The following is a 24,320-nucleotide window of genomic DNA, read 5'->3' as shown; positions in this document are numbered from 1 at the left end:
ATCTATACTCCTGACGAAACCCCTCCGCAATCCTTCGTAACCGGTAAATCCTGTTGCTGTTGCTTTTTCCCCACCTTCAGATATGATCCTTAATCAAACCGGGCAAATTATGTGCCGGACGGTATTGCCTTAATCCCCCTTTTTCAAAGGGGGAAACAGTTAGTCCCCCTCTTTGTAAAAGAGGGGCTAGGGGAGATTTTCTACCCGTAACTGAATGGTTACGTCCCAAGAGATTGGGATGTGTCATTGGGACCGTAGCGAAGCAATCCCGCTTTTTGCGGTGAGATTGTCCAAGGGCGCCGGCCTCAGGGAGTTGATCTGCGAATCCGTCTTCGATGACCTGCCCTGGATGAAGCCGATCTCGCTCTTCCTGCCCGGCGCACCAGGAAGGGTCAAGTACGCCAGGAGACGCTGCGCGCGGTGGCGAACCGCCCCTTGATCCGACATTTTCGAGCCTGCGTCTTTGTCTTGACTTCCTCTCCGGCCGCTGATAGCTTCCCCCGTGTGAGCAGAATCTGAGGGCTGCGGCGCCTGACGAGGCCGCCGCCGATGTCCCGGCCCACGTTCGAGATGGATGCAGTTATCCGTTGTCGCTCGGCGCATGGAAGCGATCGGAGGCCCGAGAGCTTCACTCTGACACCAAGGAGGGAACATGGCGAAGAAACAGGCTCAGCTCCGTCGCAGTTGCGGCGCGATGGCCGCGCACATGATGTTGCTGGAGACGTTTCCAGCATTCCGCGCCAACCAGATGCGCCTTGAAGGTGTCACGGGCAGGCGGCGTCAAGTGGCGTTTGACGGTAAGGCCATTCCGATTGTTACCGTAAAGACGATCGTCCACGTCATTTACAATACCGACGCGCAGAATATCTCGAGCGCCCAGATCAAGAGTCAAATCGCCGCACTCAAGCGGGATTTCCGGGCCACCAATCCGGATAAAGCCGGTGTGCCGGCGCCGTGGAATGGCCTCGTAGCCGATTCGCGCGTCCAGTTCAAGCTCGTCCAGGTCACGCGCACGAAGACCAGCATCGCCGCGTTCACGCACGACGACAAAGTCAAGAATGCCTCGACCGGTGGCATCGCGCCGATTACGCCGAAGACGCATCTGAACATCTGGGTGTGCGCCCTGAGCGGTGGGCTGCTTGGCTATGCGCAGTTCCCTGGTGGGCCGATGTCATCGGATGGTGTCGTCATCAACTTTCAGGCATTCGGCACCATGGGGACGGCGCAAGCCCCGTTCAACAAAGGACGCACGGCCACGCACGAGGTCGGACACTATTTCAACCTCCGCCACATCTGGGGCGACACTCCGGACTGCAGCGGTTCGGACATGGTGGCCGATACACCGAACTGCGCCGGACCGAACTTCGGCACGCCCACCTTCCCGAAGATTAGCTGCGGCAACGGGCCCAATGGCGACATGTTCGTCAATTACATGGACTATACCGACGACGCAGCAATGTTCATGTTGACGACCCAGCAGGCGGTGCGAATGCGAGCGGCACTCGATACGAGTCGGAATGGACTGAAGTAGGCTCAGCGATGGTGCTCGGCTGTGCCCGCCCTGGCCGAGTGCCCGTGATTGACGGGGTGCTCTCGTATCCGAAGGGTATCTACGCCATGATTCTCTCGCCAAGGAAGGCGCGCGTGGATCCGTCCACGATCTGTGGCATCAGGTGGATCCACGCGTTCGAGCAGGACACCGGGGCCGGGGCCGTCTTCTATCCGGAAACCGACCAGATCCCGCTTGCGCGTCGCCCGCGTGAACGACTTGAGCTCCAAGCTGGAGGCGCCGCTCGGGTGTTCGTGGGCGGCGCCGACGATAGGCCCGTGCCGCGGGCTGGGCGGTGGCGCGCGACGTCGAAGGGTATCTTGGTCGAGCTGCCCGCGACCGATCGCGAACAAGCGATGACGTGGCGCATCGTTGAGGCCACGCCGACGCGCGTGGTGGTGTCCATAGTCCCGCCGTGAGATCCGGATAATTATTCTCAACATCACGGGTCGTTTCAGCTATAATACGCCCGTTGCGGAGAACAGGTAGCGAGTCGTTGTTCACTCACACGAAGGAGGACTTATGGTGAAGAAAGCGATTATGGTGGCGGTCGCAGTGCTGTTTGGGATGCAGGCAGGTCTTGCGATAGCGGCCAATTCCGACAACGGACCAGGATGTGGTTTGGGCAAGCTCGCCTGGAACGACTACCGTAACCAGAAGAACATTGCCCCGCAGGTCATGATGGCGACGACCAACGGGACCTTCGGCAGCCAAACGTTCGGTATCAGCTCGGGGACCTCCGGCTGTACCAATGATGGCAAGATAATGGCTGACAGCAAGACGATCATGTTCGCCGAATTGAACTTCGAGAATCTCTCCCAGGAGATGGCCCGTGGTCAGGGGGAGCACCTCGCCTCACTGGCGACCTTGATGGGCATACCGACTGATCAGCACGGTGCCTTCTTTGCAATGACCCAAGAGCGTTACACTTCACTGGTCAAGGCGGGTGAAGCTTCTCCGGTGGCTATGGTGAAGGCGATCAATGAAGCCATTGCCGGTCATCCGGTGCTCGCCAAAGCCTCTTCTCGATAATACTATGAACGGGTCCTGGCCTCATGGTCAGGGCCCGTTCTATTTTTTCTTTCGGATATTGCTTCTTTTTAGTTGGATTGTTTTCTCTGTTGCCTTCCTCGCCTCCCCACCCGCCAGTGCAGAGCCTCTCACTACTAGTGCATATCTGTCCGAACTAGAGGTCAAAGCGCGTGCAAGTAAACTCGCGGACGACCGCGAGTGGCATTTGCTCCTCCATTATCGTCCTCGTCTTTTCGGCGGATACGAAAGCGAACAAGACGATCCAGGGTTTTTTCTCTCGTCGGACGGGAAGACCAATCCTCAAGCGGAGCTAGATGCGACACTGGCGCAGTTCTTCTCGTCGGAGCTAGTGGGACGGTCTAAACAGCCGGCGCAATGCGCGTTCATTGCGCGCTATCACTGGTTGAGGCAGCAATTGCACTTCGACGATTCGCGCTTGCCGAAGATGGCGTGCGAACGGTTCGATCGGTGGTTTGTAGATTTTGAAGCCCGGTCTATTACGCTGATTTTTCCTTCGGCCTTTGTGAATAATCCGGCATCAATGTTCGGACATACGTTGCTGCGAGTCGATCAGAAGGGCCAGACCGAGCAGACAAGAATCCTCGCCTACACCATCAATTATGCGGCGGACGTACCGCCCGATGCCGGCATTGCCTATCCGATTCGCGGGATCTTCGGACTCTATAAGGGATATTTTTCGACTATTCCGTACTATTTGAAGGTGCGGGAATATCGCGACATCGAAAATCGTGATATCTGGGAGTACCGTCTCAATTTTACCGATCAACAAGTCCAGCGCCTCCTGATGCATGCGTGGGAATTGGGGAACGCCTCTTTTGATTATTTTTTCTTCAAGGAAAACTGTTCCTATCATCTTTTGACGCTTCTCGATTATGCAGATCCAACGTTGCATCTGACGGACGAGTTTCTTTTCTGGACCGTTCCGGCTGATACGGTCAGACTCATTGCGTCCAAACCGGGGTTGGTCTCTGGGATTACCTATCGTCCCTCTCGCAGCAACGTGATCCGGCGCAAACGTGAATCCCTATCATCCGAAGATCGTGCATTGGCCCATCGAACGACAAAAGATCTGGGCGAGCTTGCGTTACAAGCTTTTGTCCAATTGAGTCCTCCACGCCAAGCATTCCTGCTCGATCTCGTTTCGGACTACTTGCGATATCGAATCGATACAACTGATGAGCCACCGTCTGAATTAAAAGAGCGAAACAGGGCGGCACTGACAGCCCGTAGCCAACTCCGGATTCCGTCTGAGGATTTTATGGTGGCGCCGTTTGCGAAACAGCCAGAGTTAGGGCACAAGACCTCGCGCGTCAGTGTGGGGAGCGGCTGGCGGAACAATGATACGTTTGAAGAAGTCACAGTGCGCGCAGGTTATCACGATCTGCTTGATCCGGAGGTGGGATACACCCCCGATGCCCAGATCGAAATCGCGTCCGTTACAGCCCGCCATTACAATCGGGTCGACCAGACACGAATTGAACGGGCGACGCTCGCCAATATCTTGTCCCTCTCACCTGTTGACTCGGTGTTCCATGCCCCGTCGTGGAAAATCAATGTCGGGATGCAGACAATCACTCGCCATGACTGCCGGCTTTGCAGTAATGGGGTCATCAACGGCGGCATCGGGGGAGCCTTCGAGTCTCGACTGCTGAACCGGGAGGTCCTGTTCGCGTTTGCGGAAGCAGAGGGGAATTATAGTCGCGCCTACGAAGAGCGGCATCGTATCGGAGGAGGTGGAACAGTCGGGATGCTGGCCGACCTGACCGAGCGCTGGAAACTCATGGCTACCGGGACGTATCTGAAGTATGCGCTGGGCGAAAAATCTGATGATGTTCGATGGGTTGTCGGGTCACGCTACGCGCTGTCGCAAAACTGGGCGCTTCGGCTCGAATATAATCATAGAGATCATGATAACGATATGCTGTTCACGATCCAGGCGTTTTTTTAGCAACACACCATGAGGCGCTGCCGCACCACGGCGCACGAAAATATTGTGCGGGTCAAGCGATCAGCTCTCAGCGCCAGGCGTAAAACGTGAAACGAAAGGCGTGAGGGGGGATCCCCTCACGCCTCACGGGCGGGCACAAGGCCCGCCCCTACGCCCTATCGAAGTGCTGGTGCTGTTTTCTATGAGCCGGCGGGCTGGATGCGAACGGCGCGCGCGTCGGCCTCGAGGATGTCTTCTACGCGCCCATTCCAGAGGCTGCGGAAACGAGCTACCGAGGCGGCATCACCGTTAGAGAGCGCGGGGCCGATGGCTGCTGAGAGATCTTTAGGTGTCGGCACCACCCCCGGATCGTACGTGACATGGACAGAGCGCCCGGTATCGAGGCGCGCAAAGTCGAACTCGCTATGGCGCAGATCATCGCTCCGAAAGACGAAGAGGTCGCGTCGGCGAAAGCGCCCGCCCCCCAACCCCCCAAAACCGGTCTCAGACGCGGCGCCGATGACCAGGTTCACCAGTTGCGAGATCGGCCCATACCCGAAATCCGTAGGTCCGCCGTAGGCCGTCACCTGTACGTTGCCGCGGACGGCCGGCTCATCACCGTACAGGGCTTTAAGCCCATGCCGCAAGACGAGATACGCGCCCGCTACAGTCGGACACATATGGCCCGCCGCCTTGACCAACTCTTCAAAGCCGACCGCGATCGGCTCCTCAGGACCGACTAATCCCAAGAATTCGAGAAAGGGGTCGCGCACCATAATCGGTTCCGGACGTACCCGCAACGAAAGTGTGAATTGTTCACGTGACGTCGGCTTATCCATGCTCATAACGGTTGTATCCTCCTCTTATCCATGCTCATAACGGTTGTGTCCATCTCTAATACGTCACGCGATATAACTACTCAGGTGTTTAGGCTGAAGGCTCTAAATTATCTCGCAAGGCACGAATCAAGCTATTCAAGACCTTCTCAGTTTCTACGATCTTTAGTTCAACCCGATAAACCGACATTGCTACTCCATCAGCCACCTCAAATGCCCGGTTTTGTGTGATCACGCATGATTTACCCCTAAAAGCCTTCAGCCTTCAGTCTATCTACCTGAGTGTTACCACGCGACATCGCCGCCAGCTTGGACAGCTCGGCCAGCAGCGGTTCAATCTCGATGCTATGAATCCGGCACGCCTGTCGCAGCGTCACAGTGGGGGCCATCGCCGCGCGCATTTCCGGGTTCTGGAGCGGGCGTAAACCGCGGCTCACGAGCAGCTCGAGGGCGCCCGGGATGGTAAGGATATCGGCGACGACGTTGTCCGCCATCGATTCTCCCTCTTCCGGTGTGGGCGCCACGGCAGGCGGACGCGCACGTACGGTCATGAATACGTTTGCAGTAAAAGCGGCAAATGCGCCCACGCCCAGTAGACCGGAGAGGGAGATGTATGGCCATACGCCGGACAGGCCGACGACCTCAACCAGCACCTCGAGACCGCGCGCCACCACTGCCGCGTTGAGCAGATAGAAGGTGACGTCGCGCCAACCCTTGCTCCATAGTGGCGTGCCGGCAAATACCGGGATGAGGCGCGCGGCGACACCAACGACAATCTGCGTCAGAAATCCGAGAGTGAACGCGTGGCGACCGAAGTCCAGGACCAGCGCGGGCATAGGGCTGCCTACGAGTGCCGTCGCCGCCCTCCAAGCGGGTACACATACGAGCGCGACAATCAACCATGCATAGGCGACGACCATAAACTTTTCGTAGCCACGGTCGCCCACTTTACCCTGACTCTCCCACGGCCCGAGGATGCCAAGCCGCAGGACGAATGCTCCAGCCGCGAGCGCCAGCGCTACCCCGGCAAGTGCGCGCGCGATTGGAAGCAGTGTCCACACTTCAATGACGGATATGATCACCCATGCCAACACGGCCAGTTGATAGCCGGCGAACAGCGCGCTGCTTCCGCGTTGAGGTGACGGTAGCAGGCCCAGGAAGACCGGCACGATGCGCAAACTCATGCCGAGGATCCACGAGGCCGCGAAACCCCACAGCGCCGCCTCCCATACCACCGGTTGGAGCGGATCAATGCCGGCCGCCGTGGCGACGGCTAATGCGGCCGCAACCGCCAGCCATGCACATCCGGCGCGTAGATAGCGCTCGAAGCGCTCGGTTGTCGGCGCACCGGCAGCCAAGCTATGATGTACGACCCATCCGAAACTCAACGCCGCCGTAAGCAGCGCAATGGCCCCCATGAATCGCATTGGCCCAACCACCGGCGGTCCGACGAGCAGGCCGACGGCGACAGCCAGTACGCCACCCACTTGCAACCAGAATGACGCCGAGGCCACGCCCGGTGCGGCAAGCGGCGCCCCCTTGAAGCGCGGAATGACATGGTAGGCGACGCCCATGATAAACAAGGCGGCGAAACCGAAGACTTGCGCGTGTCCGTGCGCCACTTTGGCAGAGGCCGTCGGCAGTCCACCGAGGAAGTTCCAGGGAAGCGTGAGGGTGGCGAGCGTCAACGCGCCGAGCGTACTACCGAAGGTGAGCGCAAAGAACAAGCTGGCAGTGAAGAACCGGACGTAGCGCGTCGGCCGTGGAACTGCGGGAACTATGACAGCCACGCGTGGTGGGTACGCAGATGGGGCCGATACCTCACAAGCGGGTGCGACGCAACGGCCCGCAGGCTCTGTCGCGATGGCAGCGGTTTGTTTACGCGGCTCGCCTTCTCGGTTCAAACTCGCGAGCAACGCGCCGAGATCGATGCCGCGCACGTGTGCGGCCTCGGCGAGCGTGGCACTACCCCCGCAGCATGTGTCGATCCCGTGCGTATTCAGGATCCGGCTGAGAGCCGGGTTAACATGCACGACATCGTCAACCGTCGTTGCACTCGTGAACTGGTGTGCGCCCATTTACCGGCTCATCGTGCAAAATCTATACAATGACTGGGCATACGTCACCCACTACGCCAACCTACCTCAAAGGAAGAAATTGGAAAGCTTCTAAGGGGCAGATTGGCGGCGCATCAGACCGCTTGTGTAGGGTCTGAGGGCCCAGGTGAGGGCCCCGCGCCAATGTGGCGGCTCCACTCCTGCCTGTCAAAAAATATAGCTGAAGCGGCAGGGGAGGTCAAGGGGAACGTGAAGACGTAAGCAGGCACTGAGCCGATCCGAATGGCTATATCCAGTTCTTGGCGCCAGATCGAAGGCGACTTTAAGCAATGGCGGTGACTTTTTTCGATGTGTCTTGCTTTGAAGCCCCCCACCCGCGCCCTCCCCCTCGGTGGGGGGAGGGGATGCTGGAAGGTCAGGGTACCCACGGAAAACCCGGAAGAAAGTATATGATTAGCGTGCTTCGTCGAGCCGGTACATGGCGTGACAGGCCATGCAGTTGCCTGTCAGCGTCGCGAGCCCGCGGAGGGTGTCATCACGGCTATTACCGGCTTTAATCTGGTCGGCAAGTTTGTCGAACCCCATGTGAGTTTGCATTGCCAGCCCCAGGAACTGTTGGGGAAGCAGTTTCTGGATCTGTGGATCAACGTCGGCTGCGTGCATCATGCCAGCCGCGCGGGCTGCCTTCTCCGCCGCAGGGAGATCATTGGCCGCCAGGCCCTGTACGATCCCGCTAACAGACCCGAGCATCTGACGCATCTCGGTAAGCATCATGTCTCGCTGGGTAGGGGCAAAAATCAGCCGTTGCCGCGTGTCGGTTGAGGATTCGTGGGGTGGGGCGGCAGCGGAGCTACCGAAGAACCCGATGGCGATCATTCCCACCGCGCCCACACAGATTCCGATCAATATTGCCCTCATGCTTTTATGACCTCCCTTTTACTTCTCCTGCTCCGCGTGGCCCCGCACACCCCTTGGTTGCCAGGGTTGACTCGCTCCATATAACCACTAATGAAGTCCAGTTCAGCGCTCACGATAACCCTCTGTCAGGGCATTTCCCGGACCGCGACCAGCCGGGGGACGTTGTCCAGTTGCTTCCTGATAGCAATTACTTTGAGTCTGGCGCAAATTCATCGCGAGGCACAGGACGGCTCCCCACCCGAGTAATCCTGAGATCGCAAAGGCAGTTTGGGTAAGCATGACGCCAGCAGGAAGCTCGTCAAATAGCCAAGATGGCAGAAGTAATGGCACCACGCGACAAACCGCCGCCGTACTGCCCAACCAAAAGGTGGTGTCAACTAACGAGGTACTGGCCACACGTTTCTTCCTCAGGAAGCCAGGCAGCATACGGACGGACGCGCCGAAAATGAGGTGGGTGATGAAGCCGAGTAGATACATATGACGGATCGCGTCTGTGCCGATCGAGATCGAATAGCCTAACAAGATTGCAGCACCGCAAAGGAGTTCGACGAACGCGGCAAGGACAAGCCACGTGTAGGCGGCGTAGACCAGGCGTTCGAATCGGCCAAACTCTCCATAATCCGGTAAGCCCGGTCGCGTGGGCGGGCGATCCGGCCCAGTATCCAGAAAGCGGGCATGGCGACCTAGGGGCCGGCGGCGAGTGAGTAGATCCAGTTGCCACACGAACCAGAGGATAACGCCCCCCTTCAGTAGCGTTCCCAGGGCGACAACCAACCTGGTGGCCTCCGGCGCGAGTCCTGCCAGGGGAGGCGCCGCGGGGACCACTTGCAGGAATACAGCCAGGAGATACGCGTATCCTGTCCCGAAGACCGGCCAATCCGGAGCCGGCAAGGCCAGGTACAGCGGAAAGAGGCGAACCGAAAGGGCGAAGGCCACAGGCAGGAGCACGAGACTCATGAAGGTGGTATTGGCAAACTCATTCCAGGCGGTGTCCACGGTAGTAGTACTGTTCAGCGCCATATGAAGCACCAAGAACAGATTGAGACACGCATAGAGGACCCAGCCGACCGCCATCATGCCGAAATACGGTTTGACCGCGCTCAACGCTGGAAGCCTTCTGGCCTTATCGCTTCCGCGTATGGTTTCAATTAGGAGTGACACGTACAGGATAATCGCGCCTCCTTCCAGTACCCCCGAGGCAACTACCAGCCAACTCAGAGGAACGAAGATCGGACTACCCTCGATGTAGGCTAGGACCGTCCCTCCGACCGCCCGGAGGAGGAGCCCAGGAGCCATCAACCAAAGAATCCGGTTCATCCGTTCGGGGTGAGGAATGGGGAAGCTGGCCAGCCGGGGAATGAAATGAAGGCTGACGCCCATGATAAATAGCCCTACCCAGCCAACGAGTTGCAGATGCCCGTGTGTCTGGATAAGGGAGTAGAATCCCTGCCCCACGGGAAAGCCGTAGCCAATGACCACAGCCAGGTAGGCGCCGAACGCAAATCCCGCGACGATCGCCGTTGTCAACGATGCCCAGATAAAGCCGGAATGAAATTCGGTGTACCGCATCAGCCTGAGGTTTACCTTACAGGTAGGTGGCGACCGAATAACGAGGAAGGGCAGGGTTATACCGTCGCACAAGGAAGTCTAGGGTGGCCGGCGCAGGCGGAAATCCTAACCTGCATGGCGCGACCACCCCAATCACCATGATCCTTACAGCTTTGCAGCCTCGCTGGTCAGGTAGCTTGCAACACCCTCGGCGTTAGGTTGCATTCCCTTGGCCCCCTTTGTCCATCCGGCTGGGCAGACCTCTCCATGGGCCTCGTGGAACTGGAGCGCATCCACCATGCGAAGCATCTCATCCACATTGCGCCCGAGCGGCAGGTTGTTGATAACCTGGTGCTGGACGATGCCGTGTTTGTCGATCAGGAAGGATCCGCGCAGGGCCACTCCGCCCGACAGCAGTACGTCGTATGCGCAAGCGAATTCCTTTTTAAGGTCAGCTATCAGTGGATAGCCGACCGGACCGATGCCCCCCTTATTGACAGGGGTGCCGCGCCATGCGGAATGGGTGAACTGTGAATCTACGGAGCAACCGACAACCTGTACGCCGCGCTTGTTGAACTCAGCCACGCGGTGGTCAAAGGCGATAATCTCTGAAGGGCAGACGAAGGTAAAATCGAGGGGATAGAAGAAGAGCACAACATACTTGGTGTGCTTGTAGTCGGCCAACATAAAGTTATCTTTGAAGCTGCCATCCGGCATGACGGCGGTTACAGTAAAATCGGGTGCGAACTTACCAACGAGTACGCTCATCACTCCTCCGTGTTTGTGTGGGTTAATTCCATGGTATCGATACGATGATTGTCACGACTCAGGTGTTTAGGTTGAAGGCCGAAGGCTATACATTCTCTCGCAAGGCCGAATCAAACCCTTTCCGATCCTCTCGTCTCCTGCCCCTAAAAGCCTTTAGTCTTCAGTCTATCTACCTGTTTGATGCATTATAGTCGCTGTCGCACCCTGCTGGCAACGTCGAAATGTCGGACTTACGCCTGGGCTGCCCTGCCGACGCATTCGGAAGGGGATGGTTAAGCGGAGTGACTATCTCAAGAACAGCGATAGACTTCGCAGTCACTCGATTCTTCCCGTCATTGCGAGCGCCCGTTGGGTGCGCGGCAATCCCAGTGCAATAATGCGAGATTGCTTCACTTCGTTCGCAATGACAACTTTCTATTGCTGCTCTTGGGACCTGCCTTCGTGATGGACATCCCTTCCGATCTGTGATAGGAAATCCTCACATTGCCGCAATAACGAAGGGGTGCTGCCTGCTGCATCCATTTTGGGTGGGGCAAACGCACGATCCATTGTGGGATGAGGAGAATACATAATGCGAGACGGACGATGCCGGGGCGGGTGGGCTCTTGTAATGGCGCTTCTGTTGTGGTTTGCCCATATCTCGTCGGCCGCCTCGGCTGGGCCGATGGCCTATGCGACGAATGAGAAATCGGATGATGTCTCAGTCATCGACACCACAAACAATACAGTTGTCAACTCGATCCCGGTTGGCAAGCGCCCGAGAGGAATCGCGATCTCGCTGGACCGACGTCGCGTGTACATTGCCAATGGTAATTCCGACGATATCAGTGTCATTGATGCCGAGGCCGGCAAGGTTGTGGCGACGTGGCCCGCTGGGGTGGATCCCGAGGGGGTAGCGCTCAGTCCTGACGGGGCTCGTCTGTACGCGGTGAACGAGAACGGCGGAACGGTTACGGTGATGGACACTAAGACCGGTACGGTGATTGCCACCATTGAGGTCCAGGTGGAGCCTGAATGGATTGCGATTAGCCCGAATGGAAAGATTGCCTACGTGTCCAACGAGACATCTAGCACCATCTCGGTCATCGATACCTCGGCCCTCAAGGTGGTGGCCGCCATCCCGGTTGCGAAGAACCCGCGTGGAATTGCCTTCAGCCCGAATGGTAGATATGCCTACGTGACAAGCGAGCAGGCCGACCCCGGCGTCTTATCGGTGATTGATGTGGCCAAGCACCGGGTGATCAAGACCATCCCGGTTGGCGAACGGCCCGTTGGGGTGGTCGTGACACGAGACGGCCGCCGCCTCTATGTGGCGCATGGGCGGACCAATGCCGTATATGTGATCAATGCCCGCACCTTGACCATCACCAAGAAGATCCCCGTGGGCCAGCGGGCCTGGTATCTGGCCTTTACGCCGGACGAGCAGCGTCTTTATGTTGCGTGTGGTCGCAGCGACGCGGTTTCGGTCATCGACGTCGCGACCGAGAAGGTGATCGCCACCGTCCCCGTCGGGAAGATGCCGTTCGCCGTCGCCATCCAACAATAACGGACTCACCTGAAAGTCGTGGCGGACACTACTTACGAAGCTGATAGTTGTCGGGTTACGCTGCGCTAACCCGACCTACGTTTGAAGGCCGACGGCTGAAGGCTATTTATGAAGGAGATTGACAATGCCGAAGTATCTGATTGAGCGTGACATCCCTGGGGCGGGGCAGCTTTCGGCTAAAGAGCTTCAGGCCATCTCGCAGAAGTCGTGCGGCGTGCTCGGCAAGCTGGGACCGCAGATTCAGTGGGTCCACAGCTACGTGACCGATGAGAAGGTTTACTGTGTCTACATCGCGCCGAACGTCGAAATGGTCCTGGAGCACGCCCGCCATGGCGGCTTTCCGGCGAATCGCGTGTCGGAGATCAGGTCGATGATCGATCCCACAACCGCCGAAGAATGAAGCCATTAGCTTTCAGCGGTCAGCTCCACGGCGCACGAAACGGCCTCTTCACCCCCCATCCTCACCTTCCCCCACAAGGGGGGAAGGGGCACCTCACGCGGACTCCTCCCCCCCCACGTGGGGGAGGATGAAGGTGGGGGGATTTCCTGAGGATAGGCCACCCAGGACCTTGACAAGTCCACTGAGAGGCTAGAGAATCGTAGCAGTTGTAGAAGGTCTTAGAACAGGCTAGGCTGACAAGCCTACTCAATCGTCAGGCGGTTCTATGGGCTCTGGTGTAGTATTTCATAAATTCATCAACATTCCGTTCGTGGTGAGCCTGTCGAACCATAGGCGAAACGCATTGAAAGCATTGACCCTTCGACAAGCTCAGGGCGAACGGGACATGTAAAGCTATTTACGAGACACTACACTAGCTGTGGAAGTAGTCTGACATGGGATATGTATGTGAGCGTAGCGACCGTTGGTATCGGATTTCTTTGCGAACATCTATCGATTTGTCGAGCATAAAATTGATTCGCTACTAACTCAGAGTGGCGCTGGTCCTGTCAGGGTGAGGGGAGGTTGAGGCATGCCCGAGGCGGAAGCGGAAACGACCTACGTCGACAACATATTCGGGTCGGTCACAGACGAACGGGTCGTCTACCACCCGAATAGAGGTTGGTTGACAGAAGGGCGCGAGGAGAAAGCGCCCCTCAGCCATATCGCGTCGGTAGAATTTGTAATATCCCGCAGCTTCAGCAATGGGATCCTTCTTATTCTGATTGGGGTACCCACGATGCTGATTCTTGTCGGTGTTATGTTTATCCTGTTTGGCTACTGCCTCCTCAAGGGTACCCCAACTGTTATTGTCAACACCACGGACGGGAACCGAGAGATAATGAAGGGCTGGCCGTGGCATCGCGAACAGGCCTATGATTTCGCGAAGGCTCTTCAAGGCCGGATTAGACCTGATCAGGAGGTTCGTCTTGAGTATGTCAGTTCGGTTTCGGTCGGGACGTCGCGCCATTTTCTCAACAGGCCAGCCCTTTTTGTGGCCGTGATAGCAGTGTTTGCTCTTGTAATATGGGCCATCGTCTGGCTGGGCATGCTGTTTGGCCTAACTCCCTTTTAGTCACTACAGCAGATGATGCTAATGATGTAAGGAGGAGCTGAAATGTTTCTGAAAGATAAGCAGGCCGGTCACCTGGTAGAGGTTCTTGACCTTTGCGCGCTGTTTGATCCACTTCAGTCAGTTGTGAAGGGCCGAATCCATGCCGGAGAGGAGATGCAAGATCCCACCGGCTTTGACAAGTCCGATTTGATCTTTCCCTCTGGCGAGTGTCTGCCGCGCTACTGGGTGGATGTGCACTACAGAGACGCCGCTGGCACCATCGGATAGCCCGTTGCTTCCGCTCCGGTTAGATGAGATGAAGGGGCCAGACCAGGCGAAAAATTCCTGATCCCTTTGTCTTGGTGGGAGGGCGAGGGTTGCCACGGCGCTGGTCTGGCCGAAAAGGGGCACGAGAAAGAGTTGACATTGCAGAGCGTGTATGGAATATTTCTCGCCATAGCACTACGCCTTCTGGGGTCTCTTGACCTCTGATGGCGTTTTTGTTTTAATCTAGCCTCCGGTGAGTTCTCACATCATAGAGGGGATACCTATGAGCAGCGTGTTGACGATGAATGAGTGTCTGGGGCGTGATCTTGCGCTTGATCTGGTCCGCGTGACCGAGGCTGCCGCGTTGGCTGCCGGCCGGTGGATGGGTCGCGGGCAGAAGGACGCGGGCGACGAGGCGGCCGTTCATGCCATGCGGGCAATGCTCGGGACGGTCGATATCGACGGTGTGGTTGTCATCGGCGAAGGCGAGAAAGACGAGGCGCCGATGCTCTTCAATGGCGAGGCGGTTGGAACCGGCCAAGGACCAGCCGTGGACATAGCGGTGGACCCGGTGGAGGGTACCAGTCTGCTGGCCCATGGCCGGCCTGATTCGATCGCCGTTATCGGTGTGGCGCCACGGGGCACGATGTGGTCCCCTGGCCCTGGCTTTTACATGAATAAACTGGTGGTCGGGCGTGAGGCGCGGGAGGCTATCTCCTCGGCTAGTCTCGCTCTGCCCGTGGCTGAGTTACTCGCGGCCATCGGTAAGGCGAAGCATAAAGCCGTGGCAGACCTGACAGTATTCGTACTCGACAAGCCCCGACATAGCAGGCTGATCGCCGATGTGCGGGCCGCCGGCGCGCGCGTGCTGACGCGCACCGATGGCGACGTAGCCGGTGCGCTGATGGCTGCTACGCCAGGCTCCGGGGTGGATGTTCTGATGGGTATCGGCGGTACGCCGGAAGGCGTCATCTCCGCCTGTGCTGTTCGCGCGCTGGGTGGGGCGATGCTGGGCCAACTGGCCCCTCAGAAACCCGAAGAACGTGAGGCGCTGCTCGCTGCCGGTATCGATATCGATCGGGTTCTCACCGAGTGCGACCTTGTAGCCAGCGATGACGTGTTCTTCTCGGCCACTGGAATTACTGATGGCCTGCTGATGCAAGGTGTACGATACACGGACGGCGGCTCGACGACCCACTCGATCGTCATGCGTGGTAAGAGCCGGACCAGGCGCACGATTCAGGCAGAACATTGCATAGACAAAGTGAGGACCATCGGGTCGTGTAGCGAGGCTTAGGACGGGCATAGGGCATAGAGAGGCACAGGAGGAAGGAATGGCACTCATTTCGATGCGACAGTTACTCGACCACGCCGCCGAGTATGGTTATGGCGTCCCCGCCTTTAACGTGAACAACATGGAGCAGATCCAGGCCATCATGGAGGCGGCTCATGAGGTGGACAGTCCTGTGATCATGCAGGCCTCCGCCGGCGCGCGCAAGTACGCCAGCGAACCGTTCCTCCGCCACCTGTTCCTGGCGGCGCTTGAGATGTACCCTGACATCCCGGTGGTTATTCACCAGGATCACGGCGCATCCCCTGGGGTGTGTATCGCTTCTATTCGCTCCGGCTTCAGCAGCGTCATGATGGACGGCTCACTCTTCGCAGACGGTAAGACCCCTTCAACGTATGAGTATAATGTCGCGACAACGGCCCATATTGCTGAGGTTGCCCACGCGATCGGCGTGTCGGTGGAAGGGGAGCTCGGCTGCCTGGGGTCCCTCGAAACCGGCACCGGCGAGAAGGAAGACAGCCACGGCGCCGAGGGGACGCTCTCACGGGATCAGCTCCTGACCGATCCAGAGCAGGCCGCCCAGTTCGTCAAGGCGACCAAGGTGGATGCCCTCGCTATTGCTATCGGCACCAGCCACGGCGCCTATAAATTCTCTAAGAAGCCTGAAGGCGATGTCCTCGTGATGGAGCGGGTCAAGGAGATCCATGCGCGCATTCCGGACACCCACCTGGTCATGCACGGCTCCTCAAGCGTTCCTCAGGAGTGGCTGAAGATCATCAGAGAGTTCGGTGGCGACATGCCGCAGACCTACGGGGTTCCGATCGAAGAGATCCAGCTTGGGATCAAGCATGGGGTGCGGAAGGTGAACATCGATACCGATCTGCGCCTGGCGGCAACCGGCGCCATCCGGCAGGATCTGGCGCAAGGCAAAAAGAACTTTGATCCGCGCAAGTTTCTGATGGCGGCCACGAAGGCCATGCGGCAAATCTGTAAAGACCGCTATGAACAGTTGGGGAGCGCCGGTAACGCAAGCAAGATCCGTTCGATCTCTCTGGACGATATGGCCCACCGCTACGCCAAGGGCGAACTCGATCCGCATGTCAACTAGCATGGCTCCAGTGAAGGCTTGGTAAGGGCCGTGACCACTTATAAGTTCGCCCCATCGATCCTGTCCGCCGACTTTGCCCGGCTGGGTGAAGAGGTTCGCGCCGTGGATGCGGCCGGCGCCGACTACATACACGTCGACGTGATGGATAATCACTTTGTGCCCAATCTCACCATTGGGCCGGCCGTGGTCGCCGCAATCCGGCCCCACACCCAAAAGCTGATGGATGTCCACCTGATGATTGAACCGGTGGACGCCATCATTCCAGACTTCGCCAAAAGCGGGGCCGACATCATCACCGTTCATCCGGAGGCGACCCGCCATCTGGATCGGACTATCCAGCTTATCAAGAGCCTTGGGTGTCGGGCCGGGGTCTCCCTTAATCCGGCGAGTCCCATCGCCTGGCTGGACTACGTGCTGGAGCGGTTGGACCTGGTGCTGGTGATGAGCGTGAACCCCGGGTTCGGCGGCCAGAGTTTCATCGACTATGTGCTGCCGAAGATCACGGCCATTCGCCGGCGCATTGATGCTACTGGGAAGGCGATCGATCTGGAGGTGGACGGCGGCGTGAAGGTGGAGAACGTCCGCCGCATTGCGGAGGCTGGAGCCGATACCTTTGTGGCAGGTTCCGCCATCTTCGGGACCCCCGACTACGCGGCCACCATGGCCCAGTTTCGGACCGCCCTTGGCGGCACGAGAAGTGGTTGTTGACCCATAAGTAGGCAGATCGCGAGCTCGGCGTGTTTACGCTTTGAGGGAACAACCTCATGCGGCCGCACTATTGTGCACGAAACGGCATCCCCCCACCCTCACCTTCCCCCTCATGGGGGGGAAGGGACACCTCACATGGGCTCCTCCCCCCTCGGATGGGGGGGATGAAGGTGGGGGGGGTTTGGACGAGTTGTCGGGTTACGCTACGCTAACCCGACCTACGGCTGAGCGCTGATGGCTGAACGCTACGTTCTGAGGACATGGTCGCTTGCCTCCTGGCTTATCGTGCTTGCCTGCATCGGCATTGCCGCATGTCAGACTGTTCCCATCACGGGCCGGTCCCAGCTCCTGTTACTCTCTGAAGCGGATGAGATGCAGATGGGGATCCAATCCTATCGGGAGGTCGTTCAGAAGTCCAAGCTCTCGAAAGACCCCGTCACCAACGACCTGGTCAAGCGTGTTGGGACTCGCATCGCGGCGGCCACCGGTCGGACAGACTTCCAATGGGAGTTTACGGTCATTGAGGATCCGCAGGCCAATGCGTTTGCTCTGCCTGGCGGTAAGGTGGCGGTGTATACCGGCATACTTCCCATCACGCGGGATGAGGCGGGTCTGGCCGCCGTCCTTGGGCATGAGGTCGCTCATGCCGTCGCGCGACACGGCGCCGAACGCGTGAGCCAGAATCTACTTGTGCAGATGGGACTGGCCGGTACCATGGCAGCGCTCTCGAACCGGGATCCACAGACCGTTAAGACGGTGAGTTCCCTGCTGGGCGCCGGCGCGGCCGTGGGGCTGGTGCTCCCCTGGAGTCGCGGTCAGGAATCCGAGGCCGACCACTTGGGGCTCATCTACATGGCGAAGGCAGGGTACAACCCCAGCGCAGCCCGCGACCTCTGGATCCGTATGGCTGAGGCATCCCGAGGTCAGGGCCGTCCCCCAGAGTTCCTCTCCACCCACCCGGCGGAGGCGACCCGCATCCACCAGATCGAGGCATGGCTTCCCGAGGCGTCGCAGCATTACCGCCGGGAACCGGGCACGCGATAACCGGCCGGCAGCCTCCGCAGGGGCCCGGCATTACTGACCATGGATCAGCTATATTGTGCCTCATCGGCAACTGATATTCCTGGGATCGAGGGTCGGCAGTGTCCCCTCGCGATAGAAGATCAGCGCAAGCAGTACGAGACTGTTCGTATAGTAGTCGTCGCTGCCTTCGAAGAGGGACGCTTCCTTGTTGAAGGCGTTACGTAGCTTAACGAGAACGCCAGGCAAGACAGGGCTGTTCGACCTCGCCAGCGCCGATAGGCTCATGGCATAGGCGGCTACGCGTTCATACCTCTGGGCCGGTGTGCCCTCGTACGTGTACTCGGCGAAGAATCGACCACCGTGCCTCTCCCACTCTCGCGTGTAAAAATCGCTCATGCCGTCGAGGTATTGCCTTGCCCGATCCTCCCCGAACCACAGCGCATCCATTCCGAGTCGCCACGGGGTTCGAATGGCATCCCAGCTAAACCGATCCGAAAATCCCGTGGCGCGCATCAGGGCTCCGTCCGCTGTGAGGAGCAGCCAGTCCGGCACTAACCCCACGCCAGGGACTCCGGCAAAGCCCTTAGAGACTGTCTCAATAAGGTGGTAGCTTCCCTCGATCAGGTCGTTCCAACGCGGGTCTCCGGTACACGCAAAGAATATCCGGAAGTGGGCCGGCGACGAATAGGATGGGTTAATGATGTAGGAGGCGCGCCCTTTTCTCCAGCTTCCAGGCATGAGATACCTCCGCCTATTGATCACCTCTGTTTCCAGGTTGAGTAGATCGCTCATGACCAATCGCGCCTTCCGGGCATAGCGCTCGTCGCGCCAGCGGGCGGAGGCCGTAATCAGCGCGAGGGCATAATCGAGGTCGGCATCGGACGCGCTGTTCCAGTCAGTGACGCCCTTGCCTGGCTCCCAATGCCAGGCAAGCAGATGGTCGCCGGTGCGACCCTTCCGCGAGAGGTGTCGTTCCGTCCAGTCCAATACCCTGTCGAATGTCTTTCGGTCGTCGAGCAGCGAAGCGATGAGTAACGCATACGCCTGCCCCTCGGATACCGTATCCCCACCGTTCCGAGGACGCTGGACACGCCCGTCCTGTTGAATGAACCGCTTGCCGTACCCGCTCCAGGCCCTGGCGATCAGATCGACCGCCGGATCGATCTCAACCCTGGGACCGTAGGCCGACGCCGTACAGGTGACCACGAGTAAGCTTATTACCCCGACTACTCTTATGATCCAAATGCCGCTAGTCATACCGTCACGCCGTCAAGGTTAGAACCTGTAGTCGATCAGTACCCCCGCGTTCCATTCATCATACACGCTCGACCGAATCGCCTTCAGCGACAGACCGACATCGAGTTGGCGCGCCAGCGCATAGGCGAGCTTCCCTTGCCACTCGTGAAACAACTTCCCGTTACTATCCATGGAGATCCCGTAATAGGCGGTATAGTGGTTGCGCGGTGCCTCCGCCAGATAGTCCTCTTTCGTCGGATAGCCCAACCAGCGTTGAAACTCCACGGCTACCGTGTTCGTGGCGTATGCGCCCGGCGAAAAATACGATCGCTCTCGCTGGAACCCGTAGGCGTTTACACGGTAGATGAGACGAAACGCCTTCGGAAACCAGAGTAGACGATACGACGCGAGAAACTCGCCCCCGACCCTGGTGTTGTTATCGGAGTAGTTCGCGTAGTTGCCTTGTATCGCCCAGTCGACGCGCCGTTCGAGCGCTCCGCTCACGCTTGCCGAGAGTCTATTGACGGTAATCCCATTCAGGACGGTTGTCTGGTTCTCCCACAGGTCCTTCCGCTCGAAGTCAACTCGCACCCTCGTTCCGGACGGCATCTCGTACGACACGCCAACGCCGACATTAAGGCGGTCCCGTCCGATCTCGTTATAGTGGATTTCGCTCACGAATCCATCCATATGGAAATAGCCGTTCGGACTGTAGCGCAACCCCACGGTTCCCACATTGGTCAACAGGTGTTTGCGTCCGAAATGGAACTGTACATTCTCGTACCTGACGCGGGCCGATACGTCGTCCGACATTCGAACTCGTCCCTCTGCGCTGGCCAGTCCGTACCTGATTGACCGCTTGTCATCGAAGCCCTTCTGATCTATATAGTTGTAGCCAAGCGTGAGAAGCGGCCGTTGGGAGAGTTCACTGAGATCCAATGCCAGCTCGGCCTGCCGATGTCCCGGCACGACGGACATCAATTGGCGGTACGCCGCTTGCGCCTCGGATGGCCGCCCACCCAGCGTAGCGATCTGCCCCAGATCGAACAGTGCCTCGCTGTTCTGTGGCTCCAGCTCGGCCAGTAGTTCGAAAGCAGTCTTGGCCCGTCTCAGTCGCCCCAGCCACAACGATGCCTTACCGTCGCGTTCCAGCACCGTGGCCACATCATCCGGAAACCGTTTGAGGATCGCATCAAATTCGGCCAGGGCGCGCTCATGCTGGAATGTCCAGCCGTACGCCCCGGCTTTGTTTCGCCATACCGTGAGATCATCAGGCGCGAGCGTTGCGGCAGCCTCGAATTGTGCGAGAGCCTCAAAACGACGTTCCGCCTCAAGCAACAGCCATCCAAGCTCAGTAATGGCATCCCACTGTGTTGGGGCGAGCGCGATTGCCGATCGGTATCTGGTGATCGCCTGTTCATACGCTCCGAGCCTCCAGGCGTTCCTCGCTCCAAGCAGCAACACCTCTCGCTCGCTGGGCTCTTGGGCCCCCGCGATGGTCGCGGCCCAAGCAATGAATACGCCCAAAATCAGGACCCGAACGGTGAGTCGGTGGCGCATCCGGCACCCCTTTCTTACTCTCCCAGCAGCACAACAATGTGCTTTTCGGCCTCCGTAAACCGGCCACGGTTGTGGAGCTCGAGCGCAAGCTGCATCCTCAGGTCCTTTCGTGCAGGCTCAAGCTCAACCAGTTGATCCAGCACCTTCAGAAACTCGTCCTTCTGATCGGTCTTCCGCAGCGCCTCCAGAATCCCCTTCCAGGCCTCCGCGTCCTTGGGGTTTGCATGCAGGGCTACCCGAAACTCCTCTTGCGCTTCTGCAACCCTGCCGGCTGCGATCAGCACCCATCCGAGCTCGTTTCGTGCGTCGTTGAGCCGCGGGTCCCTTTCCAGTAGCCTCCGGTAGCGTCGCACCGACGTGTCGTGCTTGCCCGACTTCGCCGCGTTCCTTGCCCCCATCAGTAGGAGGAAGTTCTCGTCAATTCGTGACTCCCGCTCCTGAGCCAGCGCGGTGAAGGCTACACCTATCAGCGCTACCGCCAGCAGGATCGCTGTCCACCGCGTCATGTGTCTGGTCATCCCTATTCCGGTCCCTCCCTCAGCAGTGCGGCGAAGTGCGGCTCTGCTTCCGCATATCGGCCTGCATTGTGCAGCGTTAGCGCGAGTCGCATCCTCAGCCCTTCGTCCTCAGGGACCACGGCAACAACGCGCCGCCAGATCTCGATCGCCGCGTCCCTCCGCTCAGCCCGTTCAAGGACCTGTCCGAGCTTCACAAAGGAATCGAGATCATCCCGCCTTACTCGCGAGCGCGCGATCTGCTCATACACGCGCATTGCCGCCGCCGGATCCGGCGCTTCCACCGCCTGCTCCAGCCGTTCCAGCACGATCTCGGCCGTGTAGATCCATTGAAAACTACCCCAGACCGCTACGCCATACAACAGGCCGGCTACGCCGACGAACCATCCGTTTCGGATCAGTTGGATACCGTTCATGTGTTTCGGCATCAGTGGCCTGTCTCGCAGAGTTGCGCCAGGATCTTGAGGGATGGTCCCAGCGGCTCTACGAACGTGGCGCCGACCCGGTATGACCGTCCGGTCGCCACCTCCCGACAATTGCGAATCTCGATCTCGGCATCCAGCCTTCCGAACGGCGTGACCAGCGTGATCGGGGCATGCGCACCAGCCACCATCGGAGAAGTGACCATGAACGCCAGGCCGCCTATGCTGATATCCTCCGTCACCGTGTAGCGTGGCGGGTCGCCGCGCAGGATCATCGGCAGACTGATCTCCATACGTTTCGCCCTCCGCTTGATTTGCCGCCGGTCATAATAGGCTAGCACAAACCTGGTCAGCGGCGACGGCCTGACGTCGAATCGGTTCATGAAGGCTGGCAGCATCCGACTGAAACAGAATTCCGTTATCGCATCCTTGTCCTCCCTGCTCAGGTCGGCGAATTTCACGCCATATCGAAAGACCCCCTCCATTGCCGTGCTCCGGTTGATATACAGGACGACTCCGTTGCACGTCATGACCCTGGAGCCCAGATATAACCTCAATTTCACCAGTTCCCCGACAGGAAGGGCGGAGAATGTCGCCAGCGCTATACCATCCTCGTTCAGATCCGTGGCTATGCCCAGGCCGCTCGCCACGCGCTCACCCTCGCCGGCCTCGTACCAGACAGGTAGACCGCCAAGGAACCGAGACTCCTTTCGGCGGTGCAAGGGAGAGGTCACAGTCGCTACGACCACACAGGCCAGGTATCCGTTGACGCCGCTCCAGAACATGCCGATGCCCAATCCCAGCCCGTTATGCGAGACGCCATAGGCCCATTTCAGTGCCCCCCACTCGATGGCAGTGACGCCCAAGAGGATGATCGTCAACTGGGGGAGGAGCGCCGACAGGCTGACCGCCTCGCCGGCCCCTTTCGCTGTCACGATGAACTGAGACTTCCACCGCAACAGAGCCCTGACCACGGCTTTGGACAGTACAAAGAAGTTCATCATGTTGTAGATCTCATCCTCACGGATCCGACCCTGCCCCCGACCGACAATCTTGATACTCATAATGACCACTGCCAGGAATATCGCGTACCGCCACATGAACGACCAGTTAAAGGGAAAGATGGGGTACCACCCGGTCAGCAGCATGATTGCCGGCGTGCTGAAGTAGATAAGTTTTGGCAGTCCGATGAACCAGCCAAATACCGTGGCAAAGAAACAGATCCGCTGCGGCAGGGTCAAGCCTTTGGTCCACAGCGGGTTATCGGCAAAGAGGAGACTGATATTTCCCTCGGCCCAGCGGAGTTTCTGTATGTGATAGTTCTTGAGATCGGTAGCAGCGAGCCCACTGGATAACAGTTCATTGTGGTACACGCCTTGCCACCCCGCCTTGCACAGTCGAACGCTGGTGTGGAGGTCTTCCGTGATCGTTTCTGTCGCAAACCCGCCGATCTCATCGAGCGCTCTCTTTCGTATTACCGCCGATGTTCCGGCGAAGAAGGCGGCGTTCCAGTAGTCCCTTGCCGGCATCATGAGGCGATAGAACATATCCCCTTCGTTCCACTTTTCTCTCTTCTCAAATTTGAATCGAAATGAGAACGATTCGACGTTATAGTAATTTTGTGGTGTCTGGACGAAGGCTACCTTCTCGTCCGTGAAGTACCCGAGCGTCTTGTCGAGGAAATCGGGTTGAGGGACATAGTCCGCGTCAAAGACCACGATAAAGTCACCATCGGAGATCGACATGGCATGGTTCATGTTTCCGGCTTTCGCATGGGCCCGCTCTCTCCGCGTCACATATGCGCACCCCAGTTCCGCTGCGAGCGCGGCAAATTCAGGCCTATTCCCGTCGTCCAGAATGTAGGTCTTATGGGGATAGGCCATGTGGATACAGCCTAATACCGTTTTCCTGACGAGGCTGACGTCTTCCTTGTAGGTGGGGATATAGACGTCTACCCGCAAGCCGGGCGGAACAGGAGGCGGTGTTCGCTGGAGTGGATGCCACATCTGGAAGAAGTAGAGAAACAGGGAAAGGCATCCGTGGAATTCTGCGTAATAAAAGAGAAGGGAGAATGTCGGCGCATCCCAATTGATCGTGTACAAGAGCCGGTAGGCGAGGTAGTACAGATAGACCGCGATGGTGAGTACCATGACGGCCTGGTAATACCGTACCGATGCCACACCCCCCGCAGTCAGTGGGCGCTGTCCCAGATCCAGCCTTTCAGGCTGCGGCGGCAAGGTATGCTCAGTCACCGAATCGCGCTATGGTCTTCGAAAACCATTGCCCCCAAAACGCCCCCTGAAACTACACACATTGCGGTGTCCGATGCGCGCGAATTGTGCGTCAAAAAGAGGTAGAAGGTCAATATAAAGGCTCTTCGCGTAATCGAGTGGGTGAATTTCATGTTTTTCAGAGTGCCGGGAGCATGGACGTGAGTATTTTCAGCCTCAGATATTCTTCATCCCGCAGCCCATACGCACGGCGTTGGATAACCC

General features: G+C 58.4%; 23 protein-coding genes. 12 read left to right on the top strand and 11 right to left on the bottom strand.

Annotation, left to right across the window (positions count from 1 at the left end; all coding sequences use genetic code 11):
* Positions 1-392: 392 nt before the first annotated feature.
* The gene (locus tag CLG94_RS13135) at positions 393-632 is read right to left on the bottom strand and encodes a hypothetical protein (RefSeq protein ID WP_153062401.1); all 240 of its coding nucleotides are present in this window, start codon (positions 630-632) and stop codon (positions 393-395) included.
* A gap of 20 nt (positions 633-652) precedes the next feature.
* Here CLG94_RS13135 and CLG94_RS10680 point away from each other — a divergent pair, with 20 nt between their 5' ends.
* The 4 genes from CLG94_RS10680 (at position 653) to CLG94_RS10665 (ending at position 4,550) form a co-directional block, all read left to right on the top strand.
* Positions 653-1,531: a zinc metalloprotease gene (locus tag CLG94_RS10680; protein WP_107563400.1), complete on the top strand. Its 879-nt coding sequence runs from the start codon at positions 653-655 to the stop codon at positions 1,529-1,531.
* Positions 1,532-1,539: 8 nt separating this feature from the next.
* On the top strand, positions 1,540-1,968 hold the full coding sequence (locus CLG94_RS10675) for a hypothetical protein (RefSeq protein ID WP_107563398.1): 429 nt from the start codon (positions 1,540-1,542) through the stop codon (positions 1,966-1,968).
* A gap of 103 nt (positions 1,969-2,071) precedes the next feature.
* Complete coding sequence (locus CLG94_RS10670; protein WP_107563397.1) at positions 2,072-2,581, top strand: DUF3015 domain-containing protein; 510 nt, start codon at positions 2,072-2,074, stop codon at positions 2,579-2,581.
* 4 nt (positions 2,582-2,585) lie between these two features.
* The gene (locus tag CLG94_RS10665) at positions 2,586-4,550 is read left to right on the top strand and encodes an Lnb N-terminal periplasmic domain-containing protein (RefSeq protein WP_107563395.1); all 1,965 of its coding nucleotides are present in this window, start codon (positions 2,586-2,588) and stop codon (positions 4,548-4,550) included.
* A 179-nt stretch (positions 4,551-4,729) separates the two neighbouring features.
* Here CLG94_RS10665 and CLG94_RS10660 read toward each other — a convergent pair whose 3' ends face one another.
* The 5 genes from CLG94_RS10660 to CLG94_RS10640 all read right to left on the bottom strand — a co-directional run bounded on the left by CLG94_RS10660 (position 4,730) and on the right by CLG94_RS10640 (position 10,656).
* Positions 4,730-5,374 carry a hypothetical protein gene (locus CLG94_RS10660; protein WP_107563393.1) on the bottom strand — a complete coding sequence of 215 codons (645 nt, stop codon included), beginning with the start codon at positions 5,372-5,374 and terminating at the stop codon, positions 4,730-4,732.
* A gap of 239 nt (positions 5,375-5,613) precedes the next feature.
* Positions 5,614-7,443, bottom strand: a complete 1,830-nt coding sequence (locus CLG94_RS10655) for a DUF542 domain-containing protein (RefSeq protein WP_107563391.1) — start codon at positions 7,441-7,443, stop codon at positions 5,614-5,616.
* Between the two features lie 432 nt (positions 7,444-7,875).
* The gene (locus CLG94_RS10650) at positions 7,876-8,340 is read right to left on the bottom strand and encodes a hypothetical protein (RefSeq protein WP_107563389.1); all 465 of its coding nucleotides are present in this window, start codon (positions 8,338-8,340) and stop codon (positions 7,876-7,878) included.
* A gap of 102 nt (positions 8,341-8,442) precedes the next feature.
* Positions 8,443-9,909: a heme-copper oxidase family protein gene (locus CLG94_RS10645; protein WP_107563387.1), complete on the bottom strand. Its 1,467-nt coding sequence runs from the start codon at positions 9,907-9,909 to the stop codon at positions 8,443-8,445.
* Between the two features lie 144 nt (positions 9,910-10,053).
* Positions 10,054-10,656 (bottom strand): peroxiredoxin, encoded by a 603-nt coding sequence (locus CLG94_RS10640; protein WP_107563385.1) that lies wholly within the window; start codon positions 10,654-10,656, stop codon positions 10,054-10,056.
* Between the two features lie 571 nt (positions 10,657-11,227).
* Between CLG94_RS10640 and CLG94_RS10635 the strand changes: the two genes are divergently transcribed.
* From CLG94_RS10635 to CLG94_RS10600, 8 genes are all read left to right on the top strand, one after another.
* Positions 11,228-12,202, top strand: coding sequence for a YVTN family beta-propeller repeat protein (locus CLG94_RS10635; protein ID WP_107563383.1), 975 nt, complete (start codon positions 11,228-11,230; stop codon positions 12,200-12,202).
* Between the two features lie 124 nt (positions 12,203-12,326).
* Positions 12,327-12,602, top strand: a complete 276-nt coding sequence (locus CLG94_RS10630) for a DUF4242 domain-containing protein (RefSeq protein WP_107563381.1) — start codon at positions 12,327-12,329, stop codon at positions 12,600-12,602.
* A 571-nt stretch (positions 12,603-13,173) separates the two neighbouring features.
* On the top strand, positions 13,174-13,716 hold the full coding sequence (locus CLG94_RS10625) for a hypothetical protein (RefSeq protein WP_107563379.1): 543 nt from the start codon (positions 13,174-13,176) through the stop codon (positions 13,714-13,716).
* A 42-nt stretch (positions 13,717-13,758) separates the two neighbouring features.
* The gene (locus tag CLG94_RS10620; protein ID WP_107563377.1) at positions 13,759-13,983 is read left to right on the top strand and encodes an acetyltransferase; all 225 of its coding nucleotides are present in this window, start codon (positions 13,759-13,761) and stop codon (positions 13,981-13,983) included.
* Positions 13,984-14,245: 262 nt separating this feature from the next.
* Complete coding sequence (gene glpX / locus CLG94_RS10615; RefSeq protein WP_107563376.1) at positions 14,246-15,259, top strand: class II fructose-bisphosphatase; 1,014 nt, start codon at positions 14,246-14,248, stop codon at positions 15,257-15,259.
* A 37-nt stretch (positions 15,260-15,296) separates the two neighbouring features.
* Positions 15,297-16,361, top strand: coding sequence for a class II fructose-bisphosphate aldolase (fba, locus tag CLG94_RS10610; protein ID WP_107563374.1), 1,065 nt, complete (start codon positions 15,297-15,299; stop codon positions 16,359-16,361).
* Between the two features lie 30 nt (positions 16,362-16,391).
* Positions 16,392-17,069: a ribulose-phosphate 3-epimerase gene (rpe, locus tag CLG94_RS10605; protein ID WP_107563372.1), complete on the top strand. Its 678-nt coding sequence runs from the start codon at positions 16,392-16,394 to the stop codon at positions 17,067-17,069.
* A 234-nt stretch (positions 17,070-17,303) separates the two neighbouring features.
* Positions 17,304-18,113 carry a M48 family metallopeptidase gene (locus CLG94_RS10600; protein WP_107563370.1) on the top strand — a complete coding sequence of 270 codons (810 nt, stop codon included), beginning with the start codon at positions 17,304-17,306 and terminating at the stop codon, positions 18,111-18,113.
* A gap of 60 nt (positions 18,114-18,173) precedes the next feature.
* On the opposite strand, the gene CLG94_RS10595 is transcribed toward CLG94_RS10600, so the two are convergent.
* From CLG94_RS10595 to CLG94_RS10575, 5 genes are read right to left on the bottom strand one after another with little or no spacing between them, the layout of a single operon-like run.
* Complete coding sequence (locus tag CLG94_RS10595; RefSeq protein WP_107563368.1) at positions 18,174-19,349, bottom strand: family 8 glycosyl hydrolase; 1,176 nt, start codon at positions 19,347-19,349, stop codon at positions 18,174-18,176.
* 18 nt (positions 19,350-19,367) lie between these two features.
* Complete coding sequence (locus CLG94_RS10590) at positions 19,368-20,888, bottom strand: tetratricopeptide repeat protein (RefSeq protein ID WP_107563366.1); 1,521 nt, start codon at positions 20,886-20,888, stop codon at positions 19,368-19,370.
* Positions 20,889-20,902: 14 nt separating this feature from the next.
* Complete coding sequence (locus CLG94_RS10585) at positions 20,903-21,406, bottom strand: tetratricopeptide repeat protein (RefSeq protein ID WP_107563364.1); 504 nt, start codon at positions 21,404-21,406, stop codon at positions 20,903-20,905.
* A gap of 2 nt (positions 21,407-21,408) precedes the next feature.
* Positions 21,409-21,831 (bottom strand): tetratricopeptide repeat protein, encoded by a 423-nt coding sequence (locus CLG94_RS10580; RefSeq protein WP_133174702.1) that lies wholly within the window; start codon positions 21,829-21,831, stop codon positions 21,409-21,411.
* On the bottom strand, positions 21,831-24,077 hold the full coding sequence (locus CLG94_RS10575; RefSeq protein ID WP_133174701.1) for a glycosyltransferase: 2,247 nt from the start codon (positions 24,075-24,077) through the stop codon (positions 21,831-21,833). Before CLG94_RS10575 ends, CLG94_RS10580 begins: the two co-directional genes overlap by 1 nt.
* Positions 24,078-24,320 lie beyond the last annotated feature (243 nt).

Source organism: Candidatus Methylomirabilis limnetica (genome assembly GCF_003044035.1).
Taxonomy (GTDB): domain Bacteria; phylum Methylomirabilota; class Methylomirabilia; order Methylomirabilales; family Methylomirabilaceae; genus Methylomirabilis; species Methylomirabilis limnetica.
This window is presented reverse-complemented; position numbering and strand designations above follow the sequence as displayed.

Excerpts from the sequence above, each read along its gene's own strand:
- CLG94_RS10590 (WP_107563366.1), bottom strand. The coding sequence starts at position 20,888 with ATGCGCCACCGACTCACCGTTCGGGTCCTGATTTTGGGCGTATTCATT.
- CLG94_RS10670 (WP_107563397.1), top strand. The coding sequence starts at position 2,072 with ATGGTGAAGAAAGCGATTATGGTGGCGGTCGCAGTGCTGTTTGGGATG.
- CLG94_RS10655 (WP_107563391.1), bottom strand. The coding sequence starts at position 7,443 with ATGGGCGCACACCAGTTCACGAGTGCAACGACGGTTGACGATGTCGTG.
- CLG94_RS10660 (WP_107563393.1), bottom strand. The coding sequence starts at position 5,374 with ATGAGCATGGATAAGCCGACGTCACGTGAACAATTCACACTTTCGTTG.
- CLG94_RS10645 (WP_107563387.1), bottom strand. The coding sequence starts at position 9,909 with ATGCGGTACACCGAATTTCATTCCGGCTTTATCTGGGCATCGTTGACA.
- CLG94_RS10665 (WP_107563395.1), top strand. The coding sequence starts at position 2,586 with ATGAACGGGTCCTGGCCTCATGGTCAGGGCCCGTTCTATTTTTTCTTT.
- CLG94_RS10580 (WP_133174702.1), bottom strand. The coding sequence starts at position 21,831 with ATGCCGAAACACATGAACGGTATCCAACTGATCCGAAACGGATGGTTC.
- CLG94_RS10620 (WP_107563377.1), top strand. The coding sequence starts at position 13,759 with ATGTTTCTGAAAGATAAGCAGGCCGGTCACCTGGTAGAGGTTCTTGAC.
- CLG94_RS10600 (WP_107563370.1), top strand. The coding sequence starts at position 17,304 with ATGGCTGAACGCTACGTTCTGAGGACATGGTCGCTTGCCTCCTGGCTT.
- CLG94_RS10625 (WP_107563379.1), top strand. The coding sequence starts at position 13,174 with ATGCCCGAGGCGGAAGCGGAAACGACCTACGTCGACAACATATTCGGG.
- glpX (WP_107563376.1), top strand. The coding sequence starts at position 14,246 with ATGAGCAGCGTGTTGACGATGAATGAGTGTCTGGGGCGTGATCTTGCG.
- CLG94_RS10650 (WP_107563389.1), bottom strand. The coding sequence starts at position 8,340 with ATGAGGGCAATATTGATCGGAATCTGTGTGGGCGCGGTGGGAATGATC.
- CLG94_RS10595 (WP_107563368.1), bottom strand. The coding sequence starts at position 19,349 with ATGACTAGCGGCATTTGGATCATAAGAGTAGTCGGGGTAATAAGCTTA.
- CLG94_RS10585 (WP_107563364.1), bottom strand. The coding sequence starts at position 21,406 with ATGACCAGACACATGACGCGGTGGACAGCGATCCTGCTGGCGGTAGCG.
- CLG94_RS10635 (WP_107563383.1), top strand. The coding sequence starts at position 11,228 with ATGCGAGACGGACGATGCCGGGGCGGGTGGGCTCTTGTAATGGCGCTT.
- CLG94_RS10640 (WP_107563385.1), bottom strand. The coding sequence starts at position 10,656 with ATGAGCGTACTCGTTGGTAAGTTCGCACCCGATTTTACTGTAACCGCC.
- CLG94_RS10630 (WP_107563381.1), top strand. The coding sequence starts at position 12,327 with ATGCCGAAGTATCTGATTGAGCGTGACATCCCTGGGGCGGGGCAGCTT.
- fba (WP_107563374.1), top strand. The coding sequence starts at position 15,297 with ATGGCACTCATTTCGATGCGACAGTTACTCGACCACGCCGCCGAGTAT.
- CLG94_RS10680 (WP_107563400.1), top strand. The coding sequence starts at position 653 with ATGGCGAAGAAACAGGCTCAGCTCCGTCGCAGTTGCGGCGCGATGGCC.
- CLG94_RS10675 (WP_107563398.1), top strand. The coding sequence starts at position 1,540 with ATGGTGCTCGGCTGTGCCCGCCCTGGCCGAGTGCCCGTGATTGACGGG.